Annotated in this window: 16 protein-coding genes; 9 read left to right on the top strand and 7 right to left on the bottom strand. The window is 45.0% G+C overall.

Features of this window, described 5'->3' with window-relative positions; genetic code table 11:
- Nucleotides 1-170 precede the first annotated feature (170 nt).
- Nucleotides 171-578 (bottom strand): DoxX family protein, encoded by a 408-nt coding sequence (locus tag EXU57_RS05835; protein WP_133267238.1) that lies wholly within the window; start codon nt 576-578, stop codon nt 171-173.
- Nucleotides 579-931: 353 nt separating this feature from the next.
- On the opposite strand from EXU57_RS05835, the gene EXU57_RS05830 reads away from it, so the two are divergent.
- Both EXU57_RS05830 and EXU57_RS05825 read left to right on the top strand, forming a co-directional pair.
- Nucleotides 932-1,543, top strand: a complete 612-nt coding sequence (locus tag EXU57_RS05830) for a cupin domain-containing protein (RefSeq protein ID WP_133267237.1) — start codon at nt 932-934, stop codon at nt 1,541-1,543.
- Nucleotides 1,544-1,575: 32 nt separating this feature from the next.
- The gene (locus EXU57_RS05825) at nt 1,576-2,025 is read left to right on the top strand and encodes a hypothetical protein (protein ID WP_133267236.1); all 450 of its coding nucleotides are present in this window, start codon (nt 1,576-1,578) and stop codon (nt 2,023-2,025) included.
- A 70-nt stretch (nt 2,026-2,095) separates the two neighbouring features.
- Here EXU57_RS05825 and gcvP read toward each other — a convergent pair whose 3' ends face one another.
- Nucleotides 2,096-4,984, bottom strand: a complete 2,889-nt coding sequence (gene gcvP / locus EXU57_RS05820; RefSeq protein ID WP_133267235.1) for an aminomethyl-transferring glycine dehydrogenase — start codon at nt 4,982-4,984, stop codon at nt 2,096-2,098.
- Between the two features lie 480 nt (nt 4,985-5,464).
- Between gcvP and era the strand changes: the two genes are divergently transcribed.
- The 4 genes from era to EXU57_RS05800 all read left to right on the top strand — a co-directional run bounded on the left by era (nt 5,465) and on the right by EXU57_RS05800 (nt 9,094).
- Nucleotides 5,465-6,340, top strand: coding sequence for a GTPase Era (gene era, locus EXU57_RS05815; protein ID WP_133267234.1), 876 nt, complete (start codon nt 5,465-5,467; stop codon nt 6,338-6,340).
- A gap of 60 nt (nt 6,341-6,400) precedes the next feature.
- Nucleotides 6,401-7,756 carry a ribosome biogenesis GTPase Der gene (gene der / locus EXU57_RS05810; protein WP_317130022.1) on the top strand — a complete coding sequence of 452 codons (1,356 nt, stop codon included), beginning with the start codon at nt 6,401-6,403 and terminating at the stop codon, nt 7,754-7,756.
- Nucleotides 7,757-7,856: 100 nt separating this feature from the next.
- Nucleotides 7,857-8,081: a hypothetical protein gene (locus EXU57_RS05805; protein ID WP_133267233.1), complete on the top strand. Its 225-nt coding sequence runs from the start codon at nt 7,857-7,859 to the stop codon at nt 8,079-8,081.
- A gap of 101 nt (nt 8,082-8,182) precedes the next feature.
- Nucleotides 8,183-9,094 carry a DMT family transporter gene (locus EXU57_RS05800; protein WP_133267232.1) on the top strand — a complete coding sequence of 304 codons (912 nt, stop codon included), beginning with the start codon at nt 8,183-8,185 and terminating at the stop codon, nt 9,092-9,094.
- Between the two features lie 21 nt (nt 9,095-9,115).
- Here the strand turns inward: EXU57_RS05800 and EXU57_RS05795 are convergent, their stop codons facing one another.
- The gene (locus EXU57_RS05795; RefSeq protein ID WP_243745523.1) at nt 9,116-11,383 is read right to left on the bottom strand and encodes a DUF4954 family protein; all 2,268 of its coding nucleotides are present in this window, start codon (nt 11,381-11,383) and stop codon (nt 9,116-9,118) included.
- A gap of 430 nt (nt 11,384-11,813) precedes the next feature.
- The gene (glmS, locus tag EXU57_RS05790) at nt 11,814-13,649 is read right to left on the bottom strand and encodes a glutamine--fructose-6-phosphate transaminase (isomerizing) (protein WP_133267231.1); all 1,836 of its coding nucleotides are present in this window, start codon (nt 13,647-13,649) and stop codon (nt 11,814-11,816) included.
- A gap of 92 nt (nt 13,650-13,741) precedes the next feature.
- Here glmS and EXU57_RS05785 point away from each other — a divergent pair, with 92 nt between their 5' ends.
- Entirely contained in the window at nt 13,742-14,347 is a 606-nt protein-coding gene (locus EXU57_RS05785) for a GNAT family N-acetyltransferase (RefSeq protein ID WP_133267230.1), read from the top strand.
- 84 nt (nt 14,348-14,431) lie between these two features.
- Here EXU57_RS05785 and EXU57_RS05780 read toward each other — a convergent pair whose 3' ends face one another.
- The 3 genes from EXU57_RS05780 to EXU57_RS05770 form a co-directional block, all read right to left on the bottom strand.
- Nucleotides 14,432-14,923 carry a dihydrofolate reductase gene (locus EXU57_RS05780; RefSeq protein WP_133267229.1) on the bottom strand — a complete coding sequence of 164 codons (492 nt, stop codon included), beginning with the start codon at nt 14,921-14,923 and terminating at the stop codon, nt 14,432-14,434.
- 82 nt (nt 14,924-15,005) lie between these two features.
- The gene (locus EXU57_RS05775) at nt 15,006-15,827 is read right to left on the bottom strand and encodes a thymidylate synthase (RefSeq protein WP_133267228.1); all 822 of its coding nucleotides are present in this window, start codon (nt 15,825-15,827) and stop codon (nt 15,006-15,008) included.
- Between the two features lie 147 nt (nt 15,828-15,974).
- On the bottom strand, nt 15,975-17,156 hold the full coding sequence (locus tag EXU57_RS05770; protein WP_133267227.1) for a proline dehydrogenase family protein: 1,182 nt from the start codon (nt 17,154-17,156) through the stop codon (nt 15,975-15,977).
- Between the two features lie 207 nt (nt 17,157-17,363).
- On the opposite strand from EXU57_RS05770, the gene EXU57_RS05765 reads away from it, so the two are divergent.
- Both EXU57_RS05765 and EXU57_RS05760 read left to right on the top strand, forming a co-directional pair.
- Nucleotides 17,364-18,875, top strand: a complete 1,512-nt coding sequence (locus EXU57_RS05765; protein WP_133267226.1) for a cryptochrome/photolyase family protein — start codon at nt 17,364-17,366, stop codon at nt 18,873-18,875.
- Between the two features lie 194 nt (nt 18,876-19,069).
- Nucleotides 19,070-19,588, top strand: a complete 519-nt coding sequence (locus EXU57_RS05760) for an acyl-CoA thioesterase (protein ID WP_133267225.1) — start codon at nt 19,070-19,072, stop codon at nt 19,586-19,588.
- Nucleotides 19,589-20,307 lie beyond the last annotated feature (719 nt).

Genomic DNA, 20,307 nt, shown 5'->3' with positions numbered 1-20,307 from the left:
TTTTCGGGGTAGCAAAGGTAATCGAAATACCGGAATAACCATACGATGTGCACGGGTTTTGGCACAGGACCGGATGGTTAGTCCTTAACCAGCAACGGAGCGACCCGGAGCGTTCAGAAACAACAACACCAATCAACAATATAAACTGCTGTGGTGAGATGTTCAATAGCTTAGTCGCTGTTTTCCAGGTGTAGCTTCTGATGGTATGCGCCCGCTGCAACATGAAGCGCAAATCCTGCAATCGCAGCATCTTTTAACAAACTAATCAAAGCAATTTGCTTCATTTCTTTATCGCCTGCATTAAGGTAATTCGGTAAGTGAATGGTAAGTATAAAAATAATCAGCAGCGTTGCGAGCACATAACCCGCTAGTTTAACCATCCGGTTGGTGATCAGGGCCAGGGCCACCAACACAAATGCAGCTCCAACCAGGTAGATCCAGAGAATACCACCCGGGATAAATGCCGGAACATAACCGACCAGCTCTCGGGGATTGAGAAAGTGATAGATGCCGAAAATGATCATTACAATCGCCAACAAATAAATGGCTATCCGGGAAACGATGTGGTAGTGATTCATAATGGTAGTTTTTTACGATAAAAAGTTACGCCGATTATTTCGCTATGGCAAGCATTTCATCATGTTTAAGAAAAGAAAAGACAAATCAATCATTAGCAGTTCTAAACATCTAAACCTAGCTTTTTCAATTACTTACGCATCGTATATTTACTAAAGATTTAACCTGATCTTCACCGTCCATCCTACTTTTATAGCGTAAAAACCCTTGCGTTGAGCTTTTTAGTCAGATAATTAACCGAAAAGCAGGTTTTCTCGTATGTACAATAAATTATAGGTGTAAACAATATACTTTTGCCGGCACAAAACGTTTACTAAAGATTTACCCGCCCTGTTTTAGCGAGGTGAAACATACAATGAAAGATATTAAAGCATATATCGAGTCAGGGAAGCTAGAAGCTTACGTGCTGGGAACCCTCCCGGATAAAGAATACCAGGTTATCGAAGCTTTAGCGGAGCAGTACCCTGAAGTTGCAGATGCAATTGCCCGCTTTGAAGAAAGTTTAATCACCTACGCTTTAGAAAACCCCGTTCAACCGGATCCAATTATAAAGCCGATGGTTATGGCGGCTGTCAATTATATAAGCAGGCTCGAAAAAGGCGAAGTGCTGTCCGGTGTTCCAACAATCACACCCCAAACTATTATCGCAGACTTCTCCACCTGGCTCGATAGCGAGCACTTTGTAGTCCCGGCAGATTTTGGAGATCTGTATGTCAGGGTGATCGAACATACTGCAGACCGGAACACCAGCATGGTTTGGGTTCGTCACGCTTTTCCGGCTGAGGTTCATGAAAATGAACTGGAAACGATCTTAATAGTGGAAGGCACCTGCAATGTTTTTATTGGGCAACAAACCCGTTTACTGAACCCTGGCGATGTCGTGCAAATTCCCCGCTATGTCAGTCACCATGTGGAAGTTACTTCCAGCATTCCTTGTAAAGCAATCGTTCAACGTATTGCAGCTTAGTTGCGCCGGTAATACAAACACCGTCTTCTTACATGAACAACAAACAACGGGTTTACACTTTATGCCACGCCCTGTTGTCGGAAAAGGTTGCCGGTGAACAGAAGTTGTTGAAAGAGCTTATCGAAAGCACCCACAATGAAACAAAAAGCTCCGCCGGCGACAAATACGAAACTGCCAGAGCCATGCTTCAAATAGAGCAGGACAATGTGCGAAAGCGCCTGAACCAACTACAGCTTCAATTAGCCACACTAAATCAGCTGGATATCCATGTCTCTACGATTAAAATCCAGCGGGGGAGCCTTGTAACAACAGCAACGGAGCAATTTTTTATCAGTGTTGCGCTGGGTCGGGTAAGCATCGGCGATAAAGTTGTTTTTGCAATCTCCGACAGGTCTCCCCTTGGTGAGAAACTGGTTGGTTTACAGGAGAGTGAAAGCTGCTCACTAAACGGCAAAACGTATCAAATTGTAAGCATTGAATAAATACCCAAACGTATCTAAATAGAAACGATCCGGACTTCTCCGGATCGTTCTCATTATAAGTCGGGTAAAATTAATTTACACCAGCATCCTGGTAAGCTTCAATAGGCTCGCAGGTACAAATAAGGTTACGGTCACCATGGGTATTATTCACCCTGCTCACCCCGGGCCAGAACTTATGTTCCTTTAAGTACGCCAGTGGGAAAGCGGCCGTTTTCCGCGTATAACTATGCTTCCATTCATCAGCGCATATAACATGTTGCGTATGAGGTGCATTCTTCAGCGGATTATCAGACTTATCAGACTTACCCGATTCAATATCTTTAATTTCCTGGTGTATACTAATCATTGCTTCACAAAACCGATCCAGCTCTCCCTTTGGTTCACTCTCAGTTGGTTCGATCATAATTGTTCCCGGAACAGGGAAGCTTAGCGTAGGCGCATGAAATCCATAATCCATAAGTCGCTTTGCCACGTCTTCCGCTTCTACACCAAATGCCTTAAATGGCCGGAGGTCTACAATAAACTCGTGGGCGCAAGTATTATTTTTACCGCTGTACAAAATTTTGTAGTGCTGTTGAAGGCGGGCCTTCATATAATTTGCATTTAGTATCGCATATTCTGTGGCTCTCCGCACCCCTACCGGACCGAGCATCTTAATATAGGCATAGCTAATTAACAGGATACTTGCACTACCGAACCGTGCTGCAGATACAGCTCCTTTTCTAGTACGATCGCCTGATTGCTCATCTACATGGCCCGGTAAAAACGGCGCCAGTTTTTCATTTACGCAAATCGGCCCCATTCCAGGTCCACCACCACCGTGTGGAATAGAAAACGTTTTATGCAAATTAAGGTGACAAACGTCGGCACCAATGCTGCCGGGAGATGTCAACCCCACCTGCGCATTCATATTTGCACCATCCATATACACCAACCCTCCATGCTCATGAACAATCGCACAGATATCCTTGATACTTTCCTCGAATACCCCGTGTGTTGAAGGGTAGGTCACCATTAAACCTGCAAGATTCTCTTTGTACTTCTCAGCGTTTTTACGCAGATCTTCAACATCGATGTTCCCGGCTTCATCGCACTTCGTAACCACAACTTTAAACCCAGCCATAACTGCGCTTGCGGGGTTCGTTCCATGTGCTGAAATAGGGATAAGAATAACGTTGCGGTGGTCGTGGTTGTGGTGACGATGGTAAGCGCTGATTGCAAGAAGCCCGGCATATTCTCCCTGTGCACCACTATTGGGCTGTAATGAGGTCGCGGCAAAACCCGTGATCTTTGATAGCCAGTCTTCCAACTCGGTAAATATCTGCTGATAACCTTCCCATTGATCAGCAGGTGCAAATGGATGCATCCTCGAAAACTCCGGCCAGCTAACCGGTATCAACTGGGTGGCAGCATTCAGTTTCATGGTGCAACTGCCCAATGGTATCATAGAATGTGCAAGGCTGAGATCGCGGTTTTCCAACATCTTTAAATAACGCATCATCTCGCTTTCGCTATGATGACTATTAAATACCTGGTGCTCCAAAAAAGAAGATGTCCTGGTTAAGGGTGTTGGAATATTATCGAGGTTACTATTATAATCAAACATTACCCCGGCTTCACCCATGTCCTTCAATTGTGCGAAGACGTGTAATATGTTAAGCACATCACACTGGGCAGTAGTTTCATCTATCGTTATTCCAACATAGTTATCGGGATAATAAAAGAAATTGATCCTTTGCGCTTCAGCAATCTGCCGCAGCGAACTAACATTATCAACCTTAACCTTCAGGGTGTCGAAGAAGTATTGATTTTGTTGTTCAAAGCCCATCTCGCTCAATTCTACATTTAGCGAATAAGCCAGCATGCTAACCCTTTTCGCAATACTCTTCAAACCTTCAGGACCATGGTAAACCGCGTACATAGCCGCAATATTTGCAAGCAGGGCCTGTGCTGTACAAATGTTGGAAGTCGCCTTTTCGCGCCTGATGTGTTGCTCACGTGTTTGCAGTGCCATGCGCAATGCACGGTTGCCCTCAGCGTCGATGCTGATACCGATAATCCTGCCGGGAATGACCCTCTTAAACTCGTCTTTAGTAGCAAAAAATGCTGCGTGAGGACCGCCAAATCCCATCGGAACACCAAAGCGTTGAGCAGAGCCAATGGCAACATCTGCGCCCAATTCGCCGGGGGGTGTCAATAAGGTTAACGCAAGCAGGTCGGTTGCCATTACCACCTGGGCGTGAACGGCGTGTGCCGATTTGATGAAATCGCGGTAGTCTTCGATTGATCCGTTGCTGTTGGGATACTGAACAATCGCACCAAAATAAGTCTCATCCAGTTTTGCGGTTCGGAAGTCCCCAATAACCAGTTCAATCTTTATGGGTAAGGCACGCGTTTGTAAAACATCAATGGTTTGCGCAAAAACACTTTCGTCCACAAAGAACCTTGGCGCGGTAATGTGTTCCGCCTTGTTTTTTGTATTAAAAAGCATTGCCATAGCTTCAGCAGCTGCGGTACCTTCGTCAAGCAGCGAAGCATTTGCAATGGATAAGCCCGTAAGGTCGCTTACCATTGTTTGAAAATTCAACAAACTCTCCAGCCTGCCCTGGGCAATCTCTGCCTGGTACGGGGTGTATTGGGTATACCATCCCGGATTCTCGAAAAGGTTGCGAAGAATTACCGAAGGCATAATGGTGTCGTAATAACCCTGCCCGATATGACTCCTGAAAACCTTGTTTTTTGCTGCAACCTGTTTAAATTCGTTCAGGTACTGAAACTCACTTGCAGGACCGGCAATTTCCAGTTCACTTGTTGAACGAATAGCCGCGGGAACAGTTTTGTCAATTAACTCATCCATCGACTTCATCCCGATTACCGCTAACATTTCCGCAGTTTCCTGGTCGTTGGGCCCGATATGCCTGTGCTGAAATTCGGTTGCTTGTTGCTCAAATATGTTCATATAATGTATACTTGCGATTTTTTTTTGGTACCGGCAGAAGTACTTTTCCCGGCATCGTTGTGTCACTCACTTGTACTGCAAACCCTTTATCAGCAATCTCTTAGCGTAATAACAAGCGATTAAACAATCCCGCTTATAAACCTTCCTTAAACCCCGGTTAAAAAATGATGCGCAAAGGTAAGCGGATGTAAGGAAAAACGGGCGTTCGAGTGTTGATTCCAGTAGGTATTAACGATTCATCTCACATGAATGAAAACAGCCCTAAAAACAGGAACGATTAACAGCCAACCAGGGTTTTGGTTCAGCAATTTGCCAGGCAAAACTATCAGCACCTATATGCCCTAAATGTTGGGTATTAACAAGCGGGTTGAGATGTTTTGTTAAGATAATAAGGTAATTCCCGCCCTTAGGCCGTAAAAACTTACTTTTGCAATCCTTTGTTTGTTTTAGGTTAAACGAACACCCCGTTTTTTAACTTAGATGAAAGTAGGTTTTGTAAATATATTCGGTAAGCCAAATGCTGGCAAAAGCACCTTGCTTAATGCCTTAATTGGGGAAAAACTTGCCATTGTCAGCTCCAAGGTTCAAACCACCCGCCACCGCATTAAAGCTTTTCTCAACAAACCTGGCGAATACCAGATAATCTTCTCCGATACACCCGGCATTATAGAACCCAAGTATAAACTGCACGAAAAGATGATGAAGGCGGTGAAAGGCAGCCTTGAAGATGCAGATATTGCTTTGCTATTGGTTGATGTAAAAGAAAGCTGGCAAGAGGCCGATGAGATTTTCTCAACACTCAGGCTTAAAGTTCCGGCGATTGTAGTTACCACCAAGATCGACACGGCTAAAGAAGGAAAGATTGAAGAAGCAAAAGCATTCTTTAGTGAGAAGAAATATTGCAAAGAATGGATCGGCATCTCGGCCGCAAAGGGCAACGGCATTGACTTGCTCCTTCAGTTAATCCTGCGCTACCTGACAAAGGGTGAACCATTTTACGACGAAGATGACCTGACCGATCTTCCTACCAAGTTTTTCGTTGGAGAAATGATCAGGGAAAAAGTGTTTCAATTGTTTGGCGATGAAATCCCCTACCATACCACGGTATTGATTAATGAGTTCAAGGAAAAAGACAGCCTTATAAAGATCCAGGGTGATATCATCGTTCAACGCGAAAGCCAGAAAGCGATTATTCTTGGTGAGGGTGGCAAAATGATCAAGCAGCTTGGAACCCTTGCGCGTACAGATATGGAGCAGTTTCTTGGCCGGAAGGTGTTTTTGCAGTTGTTTGTGAAAGTTAAAAACAAATGGCGCGACGACGAACTGAAGCTCAGGGAATATGGCTATAACAGCTAAGTAAGTTAAACGGCCTACATACCAGCGGAAAGATATTCCGATACTTAGAAATAATTTTTTGTGTCTATAAATGCTCCCCGGTGGGGAGATAAGGAAATTAATATGGGATTTACAGTAGCAATAGTTGGAAGACCCAATGTTGGGAAGAGCACTTTTTTTAACCGGCTTGTAGAAGAACGAAAAGCCATTGTTGACGACGTTAGCGGTGTTACCCGCGATCGCCAATACGGTGTAGCAGAATGGACAGGTAAAACTTTCAATGTAATCGATACCGGTGGTTTTGTACCCAATAGTGTCGACATTTTCGAAACCGAAATTCGCAAACAAGTTAAGATCGCGATTGAAGAAGCCAACGCGCTCATTTTTATGGTTGATGCTTCAACCGGGATAACAGAGCTGGACTCATCGATGGCAGATGTACTTCGCCGGAGTACAAAGCCGGTGTTTCTTTGCATAAACAAAGTTGATAACAGTGATCGGTTGCTTGAAGCAAATGAATTTTACAGTCTTGGATTTGAACAGGTGTTTTTTGTGAGTAGTATTAGCGGAAGTGGAACAGGTGAAATCCTGGATGAGATTGCAACTCTCATTTCCCAGGAAGACTCTGATGAAGCTTCGACCGTTACGCCGCTACCCAAGTTTGCTATCATAGGTCAGCCGAATGTCGGGAAGTCGTCGCTGCTGAATGCATTGGTAGGGAAAGAAAGAACGATCGTTAGCGATATCGCCGGAACAACACGGGATACCATCCATACCCATTATAACCTTTTTCAGAAAGAGTTTATACTAATTGATACTGCAGGCATTCGCCGCAAAACTAAGGTTAACGAAGATCTTGAATTCTATTCCGTCATACGCGCAATCAAGGCAATGGACGAGGCTGATGTTTGCCTGTTATTGCTGGATGCTTCTAAAGGAATTACAGCGCAGGACCTGAACATTTTTAGCCTTGCGGTAAAAAAAGGAAAAGGTATCGTTGTACTCGTAAACAAGTGGGACCTGGTTGAGAAAGAGACCAATTCGGCAAGGGACTACGAAAAACAACTCAAGGAAAAGCTGGCGCCTTTTACGGATGTGCCGATTATCTTTATCTCGGTTGTTGAAAAAACCAGGATACTAAAAGGGATGGAAGTGGCGCTTGAGGTTTACGAAAACAAAACCCGCAAGATTGCTACCTCCCAGCTAAACGATGTGATGCTAAAAGCCGTGGAGGCTTACCATGCTCCCGTTGTTCGTGGAAATTCAATCAAGATCAAGTATGTTACGCAATTGCCGACCCATGTTCCGTCATTTGCCTTTTTTGCAAACTATCCTGACGACATAAAAAATCCGTATAAAAACTACCTTGAAAACAAACTAAGGGAAAATTTTAAGTTTACAGGGGTGCCTGTAAGAATTTTCTTTAGGAAAAAGTAGCAAAAGGAACATATCTACTTTAATTTCAATTAAAATCAGCAGACAACTTTGGGTTGTATGGCTTTTGCATGTACTTTCGCGCAGTAAAAAATTAACATTTATGAAAAAATTCTTAGCACTTATCGTAGTTGCTGGTTCACTTACCGCTTGTGGCGGAGATTCAACTACAGAAACTACTGCTGATTCTTCCACTAACAACATTACGGTTGATACATCTAACACCATGACGGATACTTCACGTTCTATGATGGATACTTCTAGTTCTATGATGGATACCACAGGTGGTGGCGCGATGAGCAGCGACACAGCTTCAAGAATGAGGTAATTAGCAAACACTTTATAAAAGAGTACCCGCAACTGTTTGCGGGTATTTTTTTGCTTATTCTTGTAGGAACGAATTTCGATATCTTATTAGCACACCGGCATATGAAACAAGCTTTTCTCAAGCTTCACCTCGCTATTATTCTTGCTGGCTTTACCGGTGTATTCGGAAAATTAATCACCCTAAACGAAGGATTGCTCGTTTGGTACCGGCTGTTTCTTTCGGCCATTTTACTGGCTGTATTGCTGCTGATTTCAAAAAGACTTGAACGAATTTCTGGAGCAGAGTTCTTAAAAATTGGCCTTGCCGGTTTTTTGCTGGGCCTGCACTGGATATTCTTTTACGGCAGCATTAAGTACTCAAATATATCTATTGGCGTCGTTTGTTTTTCCATGACCGGCTTTTTCACAGCGATTCTCGCGCCTATACTAAACCGTAAGAAGTTTTCGCTTGCCGAGCTACTGTTAAGTGCATTAACCCTCCTTGGGATTGGTCTGATCTTTCATTTTGACACCAAGTACCGTACAGGAATTATCCTCGGTATCATTTCTTCATTGATCGTCGCTTTCTTCACGGTTTTTAATGAGCGCCTCAGCAAGTTATACTCCAGTGAAACCGTGACCCTTTATGAAATGACGGGCGGGTTCCTGGGCCTGACCCTGATTATGCCCGTATACCTGCTCATCTCGCCGGTGAGCTCAATACTTCCATCGGCGACTGACCTGGGTTACCTATTATTATTGGCTTCTTTTTGTACGGTATTGTTGTACTTGTTGGTCACCCAGGCACTTCGCAGGATTTCGGCTTTCACCGTTAACCTGAGCTTTAACCTTGAACCCGTTTACGGAATATTGCTGGCAATACTTATTTACCAGGAGAACAAGGAGCTTAGTGCCCCGTTTTATATTGGTTTAGCCTTAATCATCTTATCTGTGCTGTTCCAGATGCTGAGGGTGATCGCGCAGAACCGCAGGCCTGTGTTAAACAACCCTGTACAGCGCACTGCAAACCTTTAATTGGGACAGCGTCGTAAATGTTTAACCGGCGGCCACCAGCTTTTCTTTATTACCCTTTACGTTAGTTGCAAACATCTTCGCTCTCAGCATTTCAACCCGCTTTCTGAGTAATTTAAGTTCCGCCTGTTGTTCTTTAATAAAGCTGTTGTCTTCAAGCTTTCCCACAACTGCGTTCATCTCTTCGTCGTTTTCGTAAACCATTTTTCGAAATTCGTTGGTATAGTCCTTCGCGCGGGAACGATAAATATTTTTCGTCATCCACTCTTTGGTTACCAGGAACTCATCAAGGCTAACCATCAATAGTTCTTTCGAAAGCTTCTTTGTGCGCTTAAGTTCTAAGAGTGCTGCTACCGAGTGAAGTAGTTTTTGCATCGGATACGCGCTTCCCTGTTTGCCATAGAATTCATGAACCATATCCCAGGACTTAACCTTTCCGGAGCGGATATTCTTTTTCAACTGTTCTACTTCATTAGCCGGTATTAACTGGCCGCCGATGTTTGCCCAGGCTTCCCTGCTGATTTTTGCCGGTATACCAGCAAGCATGCTTTCGAAGTTTTCGTGTTGATCGGCAAAGTCGAGCAATTGATTACAGGCATACACCACAACCAACTGGCAATAGATGTCGTAGGCCTGCTGAACTTTAATGATCAGTACTTTTCTTTTCGAATTTTCAACCCCGTGCGCAACAATCTCCAGTTCGTCAATTACCGGATCCTTAGCCAGCAGCAATTGTTCACCTGCTGTGATTTTCTCCGCATCGGAAAAACTTTCGTCAGGACTTGTTCTTTTTAAAAACGCCCTTCCTGTATACAGTTTAAGTTTTTCCAGCGCGATGAAAATCTCGTTAATGCTATCAGGTGCCAGGTAATCGTATTCGATTAGTTGTTTCCGATCAATCCGTTTATCCCGATCAATGTATTTTCTTTCGTTACGCGCAAGCGCATACATGTTGTATGCAAACCAATAGCAGGGCATCAACACAAGCTCATCGCGGCTGATGTTATTGCTTACAAGCGCGAAGGGAAAGGGAACACAAAGTTCTGCAGGGTAATCGCCTTTAGAAATTATCGTGTAACTGGCAAATTTTGAATTGTGCTTCAGGCTTACACATAAGCCCGGCCAAAAACCACGTCCCGCTACCAGCTCTCCATCTGCACTCCGGCTATTATGGTTTGAGCCAATGGTAGCCCCTGCCGCAATATTACTTTGGCCCATTACCATTGAGGCACATAAAAATGAATTATTATGGTGCTGCTCGTGTGCAGGAAATATGAGTGAATTGAGCACCTCGCAACACGAGATGGTTGAGTTGTTTCCGAGGTAAGAGTTGATCAGGCGGGCACCATACTTGAGCTGCGAGTGCGAAGCCATGATAAAACGAACGGCCTTTACACCATAGAACGCACGACAGCCATAACCCACAATACCATTTACCATTTCGCAGCCCTCTCCTATTTGCGACTTACCTTCAGGTCCTGAGTTGATGGTCAGGTTCTTCAACTTATTTGCGCCCTTGAGGTATGCATCACTCCCGATCATCACGTCTTTGATAATCTTGCAATTCTTGATAACGGTACGATCACCAATCTTACCGTAATAGCCCCGGCGCTTATCTCCTTTTGCTTCTGTAAACTGTTTGAACTTTTCGAGTAAGGGTAAGTCGTCGCGGTACTTGGTCCATAGGTAAGCATCACCAGCCAACATGCCATCGAAAGGAATAATCTTTCTGCCCCCGTTTTCGTTGCAAAGTTCCAACCAGATGCGCAGGCTTTCTTCTTCGCCGTCCTTAACGAGCCCATTACCAAACTTGGCAAAATCGGTAGTGACCAACTCATTTACGTTGACCACGATCACTTCGCTGCCAATAATATAATGTGAAAGGTAATTTACGTTGTCGATTACTACGTTGTCGCCAAAATCACAACTGATGATGGTAGAATTGTATAATCCAACCGGCACTTTCAGGTCGCTGAATTCGAGGCAGAACTGCTCGAGTTTGCCAATTCGAACGAGCCCGAAAAATTTGCAATTCTTAACCAGCTCAGGATTAAAAGCGTCGGAAACCAATATGTTGTTCCAGTTGTCGGAAGTGTTTCGGTTTCGAACAAGCACCTCAATTTCAAATGCAGAAAGTTGCCGGTGGTTTACTCCATTAAGGTTTTGTGCATTGCGTAAATAATATTCGTCCTTTCCCTTTGGAATGTAGTGTGGCGCCACAAAATTGTAGCCTAACGAAGCCATTGAATTCTTCTTTATTATATTGGTGGCAGCACCCATAATTTGCATCATTTAACGGTCATAACAAAATTGCAATCTCCTGCACCGCGCCGGCAAACCAATGCCTATAAGGGCGTGCACCTGAACTTTCACTCCCGTTTAGAGACGGCAATTCAATAACGTTGGTTGTACACAGGAAAGTTCTTTTTCCCGCATCAGCAGGTTATACAGTTACGAGGAACAAAGATCTGCAGCAATAGCTTGCAAAGCGTTTCATAGGGGATATGAGTTGCTGACTAAACAGCGTAGCTTTTGGTATTTCCGGTTTCGTTTGCTTACTTGAATTCCTCCCGATATAGCAATTAAAGGTAGGTTGAGCTGTAAGCCCCGCCGAACAAAGGTTTGCCGTACAAGGGAGTGACACAACGATGTTGAACAATGCGCTTCTGCTGGTAACCAAAAAAAAGCCATTACCGGCGTATGGGTACCCGTTGTTGCGTGGTTACTCTACAGTTACCGACTTGGCAAGGTTACGTGGTTTATCAACATCAAGCCCTTTTGCAATACCGATATAATAGCTCAATAATTGCAGGGGAACAACGCTAAGAATAGGCGCAAGAATTTCATCGGCATCGGGTACATACATAACATCGTCGGCCATGCCGGGAATAACGCTGTCGCCTTCGGTTGCAACGGCAATAACAATACCTTTCCTCGCCTTGATCTCCTGTACGTTTGAAACAATTTTTTCGTAGTAAGAGTCTTTTGTTGCAACAAATACAACTGGCAGTGTTTCGTCGACAAGTGCGATGGGTCCGTGCTTCATTTCGGCAGCCGGGTATCCTTCAGCATGTATGTAAGAAATTTCTTTCAACTTCAATGCGCCCTCGAGTGCGATCGGGAAATTGTAGCCCCTCCCCAGGTAAAGGAAATCACTTGCATCTTTATACTTTTCGGCAATGGCCCGGATGTTTGACGTGTCCTGTAATATTTCCCTCACCTTTTCCGGAATCGCTTCCAGCTCTTTCATAAGTTGAAGGTAGCGTGACTCGTTGAGGCTGCCTTTTGCATAACCAATTTTCAGGGCCATCATGGCAAGCACTGCTAACTGGCCCGTAAAAGCTTTCGTACTGGCAACACCAATTTCGGGACCGGCATGCGAATAAGCACCTGCATGACTCATGCGTGCAATGCTGCTTCCCACTGCATTTACAACCCCGAAGATAAAGGCTCCTTTTTCACGTGCATTTTCGAGGGCTACAAGGGTATCGGCAGTTTCGCCGCTCTGCGAAATTGCTATGATAACGTCGCCCCTGTTGATAACCGGGTTGCGGTACCTGAATTCTGATGCATACTCTACTTCTACCGGAATCCGGCATAGTTCTTCAAACATGTACTCGGCAAGCAATGCCGCATGCCAGCTGGTGCCGCAGGCAACGAGTACCATGCGGTTGGCCGAGGTCAGTGCCTCAAGATGATTATCAACACCACTCATGGTTATGCTGCCGGACTCATGTAACAGCCGTCCGCGAAGGCAATCGTAAATGGTGTCGGGTTGCTCATGTATTTCTTTGAGCATGAAGTGTTCGTAGCCACCTTTTTCAATAGCTGCGAGTTCAAGATCGAGCTTTTGAATAAAGGGAGTCTGCTTTTCGTTGCCGAGATTCTTAAGCACGAGTTCATCGGGCTTAATGATGGCAATTTCGTAGTCGTTTACATAAACAACCTCTTTGGTGTATTCGATGATCGGTGAAGCATCCGAAGCGAGAAAGTGTTCGCCCTTACCGATACCAATAACAAGCGGGCTGCCTTTACGTGCAGCAATGATGGTTTCAGGCTCATCAATGTCAACCAGCAGGATGCAATATGCGCCAACGATCCTGCGAAGTGCAATACGAAGCGCTTCTTCAAGCGAACTGTTGTTGTTACGCTTGATGTCTTCTATAAAATTCAGCAATACCTCGGTATCGGTATCGCTTTTAAAAACATAACCTTTATTCTGAAGTTCGTGCTTAATGGAGGCATAGTTCTCGATGATACCGTTGTGGATCATAGCTATGGTACCGCTCGCACTTTGGTGAGGGTGCGCATTACGATCGCTGGGTTCGCCATGGGTTGCCCAACGGGTATGCCCGATGCCGGTGTTGGCCTGCAGGTCCTGCCCAATAACAGCTTCTTCGAGTTCGGAAACCTTTCCTTTCTTTTTGTAAACTTTCAGGTCGCCGTTAAGTAATGCCACTCCGGAACTGTCATATCCCCGGTATTCAAGGCGCTTCAACCCTTTTAAAACAACAGGGTACGCCTGCCGGTGACCAGTATAACCAACAATTCCACACATTTAGTTGTAAGATTTAAGTGCGCAATATCACAATTTTTAAGCAAACAAACTGCCCTGATAATAACGTATTGTTGTAGTCCAATCGTACTACTATGCAATTCAACTTCAACGAAGAATACAAACTTGAAAACGACAGGGTGTTGCTAAGGCCCTTACAAACGTTGGATCGGGAATTTTATTTGCCGTTTAGTTTAAATGAGCCCGAGCTTTGGAAGTATTCTTTACAGGGTGCCGGGGGCGAAGAAAACCTGGACAAATACCTGGCGCAAGCCTTTGAAGGCAGGGCACAACAAAGGGAGTACCCTTTTATCGTTTTCGACAAAAAAGCAAATGGCTACGCAGGCTGCACCCGCTTTTATGATATTCAACCGGCATTGTCTACTATGCAATTGGGCTATACCTGGTATGGTAGCGCATTTCATGGCACCGGGCTAAATAAAAACTGCAAATACCTGTTGCTCGGGTTTGCTTTTGAACAGCTCGGTGCTGAACGGGTGGAGTTCAGGGCCGACAATGATAATAAGCGAAGCATCGCCGCAATGAAATCGATCGGCTGCCAGGTTGAGGGCATACTAAGGAGTAATATGCCAAAGCCTGAAGGAGGGCGGAGAGACTCGATTGTTTTGTCGATATTAAAAGAGGAATGGCATAACACCATAAAGGCAAAACTTGAGCTTCAACTAAGTGCTTACCGTTAAGTAGCCGGTGCTTGTTACGCTGTGAAGGATGGTAGGATATCAGGGTGCTCTTTCCTGGTTACGCCCTGCCGTCCAGGTGTGGGCTCATTTGCGCTCCCATGTTTCAAATGAGTAGTCGTAAGCATGTTTTTCGTCGGCAAAGCAGTCCCGTTTATTTTTAAGTTCCCATTTTTTGTCGATCTCCGGAAAAAAGACATCCCCCTCTATTTCGGCGTGTACACGGGTGATGTATATCCGTTTTGCCTGTGGAAAGATTTCTTTGAAGACTTCGCCACCTCCGATTACAAATACCTCCTTTGAGTCTGTTTCGTTTACAACCATCATTGCATCCTTCCAGTTGTTGGTTACTGCAACCCCGTCGGCCTTCCAGTTTTTCTGCCTTGTGATTACAATATTTGAACGCCCCGGCAATGGCTCCCCCTTCATTGATTCATACGTTTTTCGTCCCATGATCACGGGCATTCCCCAGGTGGTGTTTTTAAAAAACTTCATGTCGTTAGGCAGATGCCAGGGCAACTGATTGTTATGCCCGATAACATTGTTGGTTGAAGCAGCCACGAGAAGAGAAATGATCATTTAAGTGCAATTGAAAATGGTAGGAATAAGAGCTAACAAAAAACGGGAACCAAAGTCCACCCGACCTTAAACCCTGTTTCGGTTAAACAGCAACCGGTGCTTTGATATGTGGATGATACTGGTAATTTTCAAGGGTAAAATCTTCATACCTAAAATCGAGAATATTGTTTACTGCAGGGTTGAGCCGCATTTGGGGCAGCGGAAATAGACTTCGTTCAAGCTGTATTTTGGCCTGCTCCACATGATTACTATAGAGGTGCAGGTCGCCAAAAGTATGAATGAATTCACCCGGCAGGAGCTCACAAACCTGGGCGATCATCATCGTAAGAAGCGCGTATGAAGCGATGTTAAATGGTACGCCTAAAAAAGCATCCGCGCTGCGCTGGTAAAGCTGGCAGCTTAGCCGGCCCTTTGTCTCGCCTCTTTTATTATCCGGTGGGCTTACATAAAACTGGAACAATGCATGGCAGGGCATCAGTGCCATCTGCGGAAGCTCAGCCACGTTCCATGCACTTACGATCATCCGCCGGCTATCGGGGTTTGTTTTAAGTTGCCGGATTACGTCGCTGATCTGGTCGACCACAACACCGTTGGCCCCTTCCCAACTCCGCCATTGTTTGCCGTATACCGGCCCCAATTCGCCTTGCTGGTCGGCCCATTCGTCCCATATTTTTACACCGTGTTCATTAAGGTATCCAATGTTGGTATTGCCCTGTAGAAACCACAACAGTTCATAGATAATGCTCTTTACATGCAGCTTTTTGGTGGTCACCAGGGGAAAACCATCCTGTAATGGAAAACGCACCTGGTAACCGAAACAACTAATCGTTCCTGTACCGGTACGGTCCGACTTTGTTACCCCGTTCTCAAGAATATGCTTTAAAAGCTGGTGATACTGCTGCATAACTGCAAACTTATTGCGGATTGTGCTTGGTTGAAAGTTTTTACAAGGAAACTGCTTTGGGTGTTGGCCACTGGAGTTCTGAGCTCATCATTGTGAAACCAGGCTCATGTTCACGAAATTTAGATGCCCTCACCTTTTTACATGGGGCTAGCCTCTTCTTTTAATCTCCTTTTCGATCAGGGTCAGTTCACGCCCGGTTTGTCCACTAACGCTGCTATTTTCCTGTGCACGCCGCATAAGGTAAGGAATAACATCGTCAATCGGACCAAAAGGCAGGTACTTACTTACTGAAAAACCTTCTTTAGCCAGGTTAAATGTTATGTTATCGCTCATTCCATAAAGTTGGGAAAAGTGCACATGTGGATGGTTATGCGGAATGTTCTTTTGCTCCATTAAATGTGCCGCCAAGAGGTTGCTTTGCTCATTGTGGGTTGCTACGATTACGGCAATCTCCTGTAGGTGGTCTATAGAATAAGTTACCGCCGCATTATAGTCCCGGTCGGTACTTTCTTTATCAGGCTGGATGGGGCAAACATAACCTTTAGCAGCTGCGCGGGAACGCTCTTTCTCCATGTATGCACCCCGCACGAGTTTTACCCCTAGCAAGAACCCCTTCTGTTTTGCAATACGATGGGATAATTTCAGAAAATCGAGCCTGTCGTGCCGGTACAATTGAATTGTATTATAAACAATGGCCTTCTCCTGGTTAAATTCTTCCATCATTTCCATCGTTAACCGGTCGACAGGATCCTGTATCCAGCTTTCTTCGGCATCGATGAGTACCCCGATGTTTCTTTCGGCTGCTTCGTGACAAATTTGGTACATCCGCTCACTTACACGGTCCCACTCCTGGTCTTCAAATTCGTTGTCGTGGATGCCAGATCGTAGCCGCGGCGCTTCGTTAAGTCTTTGCAACAGGTCGAAACGCGCAATACCGGTAACTTTTACGCTGATGTAAGGGATATTCTTCTGACTGGCTGCGTAGTCGATTACTTTAATAAATTCACGGGTAGCCTGATCGAAATTCTCTTCGCCTTCCTTTCCTTCGACCCCGTAATCCAAAATCACCTGTACACCATATTTTTCCAGCACATTACCAACACCTGCAGTTTCCTGCAATGTCTCACCGCCTACAAATTGGTTAAATATGGTTTTACGCACCAATCCTTTGATCGGAAGGCCAAGCTTCATGATTATAGGGGTTAGCCTCACACCTGCTTTTGCCAGCAGCCAGTAACTCATTGTTTTGAAAAGAAACCGGGATTTCTTTAATTGCTTATTGGTTTTGTAGGCAAATGCATTTTCCGTATTGTCGAAGGATATATTCATGCAAAGTGAATGATGTGCGAATATCGGTAGAACTTGATAAGTAAACAATTATTGCGCCCTTGCTAAAAGGCGTTATATGATAAACATACGGAATACAAAAAGGGTTCGATACCGGGTACGGATGCTGTCGTTTGGCCCGGACGAAAAAACGCCCTGATTGTAGATGAACATTATAATATCTGCCCTGTTAAGGAAAAAAAGCTACTTATGGCGCCATCCGTCACCCTTGTTTTTCCGCACCAGTTGTTCGAAGATCACCCGGCAATCAGACCTGACCGGCGGGTGGTAATTGTAGAAGAATGGTTGTTTTTCGATCAATTTTCCTTCCACCAACAGAAGCTCGTATTGCACCGTGCTTCCATGCAATTCTACAAGCACTATCTCGAGGCAAAAAATATTGAGGTTACCTATATCGAGTCTACGAACGAAAACAATGACATCAGGAAACTCATTCCGCAACTGGCAGCCGAAGGAGTACGCGAGGTGCACTTTGCTGATGTTGTCGACGACTGGCTTGAACGCAGGCTCGTAAAGGCTTGCCGAACGCACAAAATTGTTCCTGAGCAATACCAAACACCGAACTTTCTAAACAATATTCCAGAGGTGAGGGAGTTTTTTAATTCGAAAAAGACGTATTTCCAGGCGGACTTTTATGCATGGCAACGAAAAAAGCGGAACCTGCTGCTTACACCCACGGGTGGCCCTGTTGGCGGCCGATGGTCCTTCGATACAGAGAACCGCAAGAAAATGCCAAAGAGTGAAACCGTTCCAGTGGTTGACCTTCCCGAGGAGAACGAGTATGTTCGTGAAGCGCGGATATATGTGAAACAGCACTACGCTAAGAACACCGGCACCGCCGACCCTATTCAGCAAAGTGGCAATTCTTTCTTTCCAACAACCTTTGAAGAAGCGCGTGAATGGTTGAAAGACTTTATTCATCATCGCTTTCAACGTTTTGGTGTATACGAAGATGCAATGGTCAAAAAAGAATATTTCTTATACCACAGTGTACAAACGCCCGCTTTGAATATTGGCTTGGTGACGCCACAACAAATTGTTGATGCGGCGCTTGAAAGTGCAGAAGCACTGGCGGTTCCGATGAATTCGCTCGAGGGCTACCTCCGACAGGTTATTGGCTGGCGGGAGTACATCAGGAGCATCTACGTACTTGAAGGCAGAAAACAACGGACCAGGCATTTCTGGGGCTTCACGCGTAAGATCCCGAAGAGTTTCTGGGAAGGTACCACCGGGATATTACCTGTCGACACCGTTATAAAACGGGTGCTGCAAATTGGGTATTCGCATCATATCGAACGCCTTATGGTGATGGGTAACTTTATGCTGTTGTGCGAATTCGATCCCGACGACGTGTACCGTTGGTTTATGGAGATGTATTGCGATGCTTATGACTGGGTAATGGTGCCAAACACTTACGGTATGACCCAGTTTTCGGATGGTGGGCTCATGATGACCAAACCCTATATCAGTGGAAGTAATTACATTATGAAGATGAGTGATTACCAAAAGGGCGAATGGCAGCAAACCTGGGATGGTTTATTCTGGCGGTTTATGCATGTACACCGGGATGTAATGGAGCGCAATCAACGTGTTGGCATGCTGATCAGAACCTTTGATAATATGAGCGACCAGAAAAAGCAGGCACACCTCGAAAATGCAGAGAAGTTCCTGGCACAACTCGACAAGGCTGAAAAATACTGATTGCGGATTTCTCCACCTGCAACTGAAGGTACTTATCATAGCAGTAAAACCCCGTTCCTTTCCCCGGGGTCCTAACGGCTCAATTGCTATTGCGACCCTAACATTTTATTGCCTTAGTGTTTGCGCGATGAACCGGCTAGAAATCGATTGATGCAAGGGAATGGCAATACAATACCTTTGCGCAAATTTTCAAAATGGAACCAAGGCTGGCAAGTGAAAGCTTTATCGTAATGAATGAACTGGTTTTACCAAACGATACCAATACGTTTGGCAACCTGATGGGTGGAAGATTGATGTACTGGATGGATATCGCCGGGAGTATTTCTGCGGCAAAACATTGTAATGCGCCCTGCATGACCGCGAGTGTAGATAACCTTAGCTTTAAGAACCCTATTAAACTGGGCAACCTTGTTCATATCGAAGCCAAGATGTCGAGGGCATTTACGACTTCTATGGAGATCCACATCAAGGTTTGGGGAGAGGACATGTTGCACCAATATCATTATGAAAGTAATGAGGCCTATTTCACTTTTGTTGCACTTGATCCGAATGGAAAACCTCGTGCAGTTCCCCAACTTAAACCAGAAACAGAAGAAGAGGTAAGACTTTATGAAGGGGCACTTCGCCGCCGGCAACTCCGACTGATACTGGGTGGAAAAATGAAGCCTGCAGATGCAAGTGAACTGAAGGCACTGTTTGTGCCGGAAGGGTAAAGAATTCGCGGATTACGAATTACGGATTGGCGAATTAGACTCTTCACCGCAGAGAACGGGAGATGCGGAGGTGGCGCGGAGGGAAGGTTGATTAGTTGAAAGGTTGATCAGTTGACTGGTTTGCAGACTACACATCCTCTGGTTTGCAAAACAATGCTTTCCCGTGCAGGCGCACTTTTTCATTTTACATTTTGCATTTTACATTTTCTTCACCGCAGAGAATGGGAGATGGGGAGGTGGCCCTGAGGTAGAGTTGATAAGTTGATAGGTTGATCAGTTGAAACGTTGCCTGGAACTAAGTCAATATTGGTGCAGCAGAGTTTCCCCTGTGCAGGAGTCCCTTTTTTCATTTTACATTCTGCATTTTACATTTTCTCAACCCCAGAGAACGGGAGAGGCAGAGGTGGCGCGGAGGGAAAGTTGATCAGTTGAAAGGTTGATCAGTTGCCTGGTTTGCAGACTACACATCCTCTGGTTTGCAAAACAATGCTCTACCCTGCAGGGGCACTTTTTTCATTTTGCATTTTTCATTTTACATTTTCCTAACCGCAGAGAACGGGAGAGGCGGAGGTGGGCGCGGAGGTAGAGTTGATCAGTTGAAAGGTTGATCAGTTGAGTGGTTCACAGACGACTCACCTTCTGGTTTGCAAAACAATGCTTTCCCGTGCAGGCGCACTTTTTCATTTTACATTTTGCATTTTACATTTTCCCCACGCCGC

The sequence above is a fragment of the Segetibacter sp. 3557_3 genome, assembly GCF_004354985.1.
GTDB lineage: Bacteria > Bacteroidota > Bacteroidia > Chitinophagales > Chitinophagaceae > Segetibacter.
Note: the sequence above shows the minus strand (reverse complement) of the source record. Positions and strands in the feature narration are given on the sequence as shown.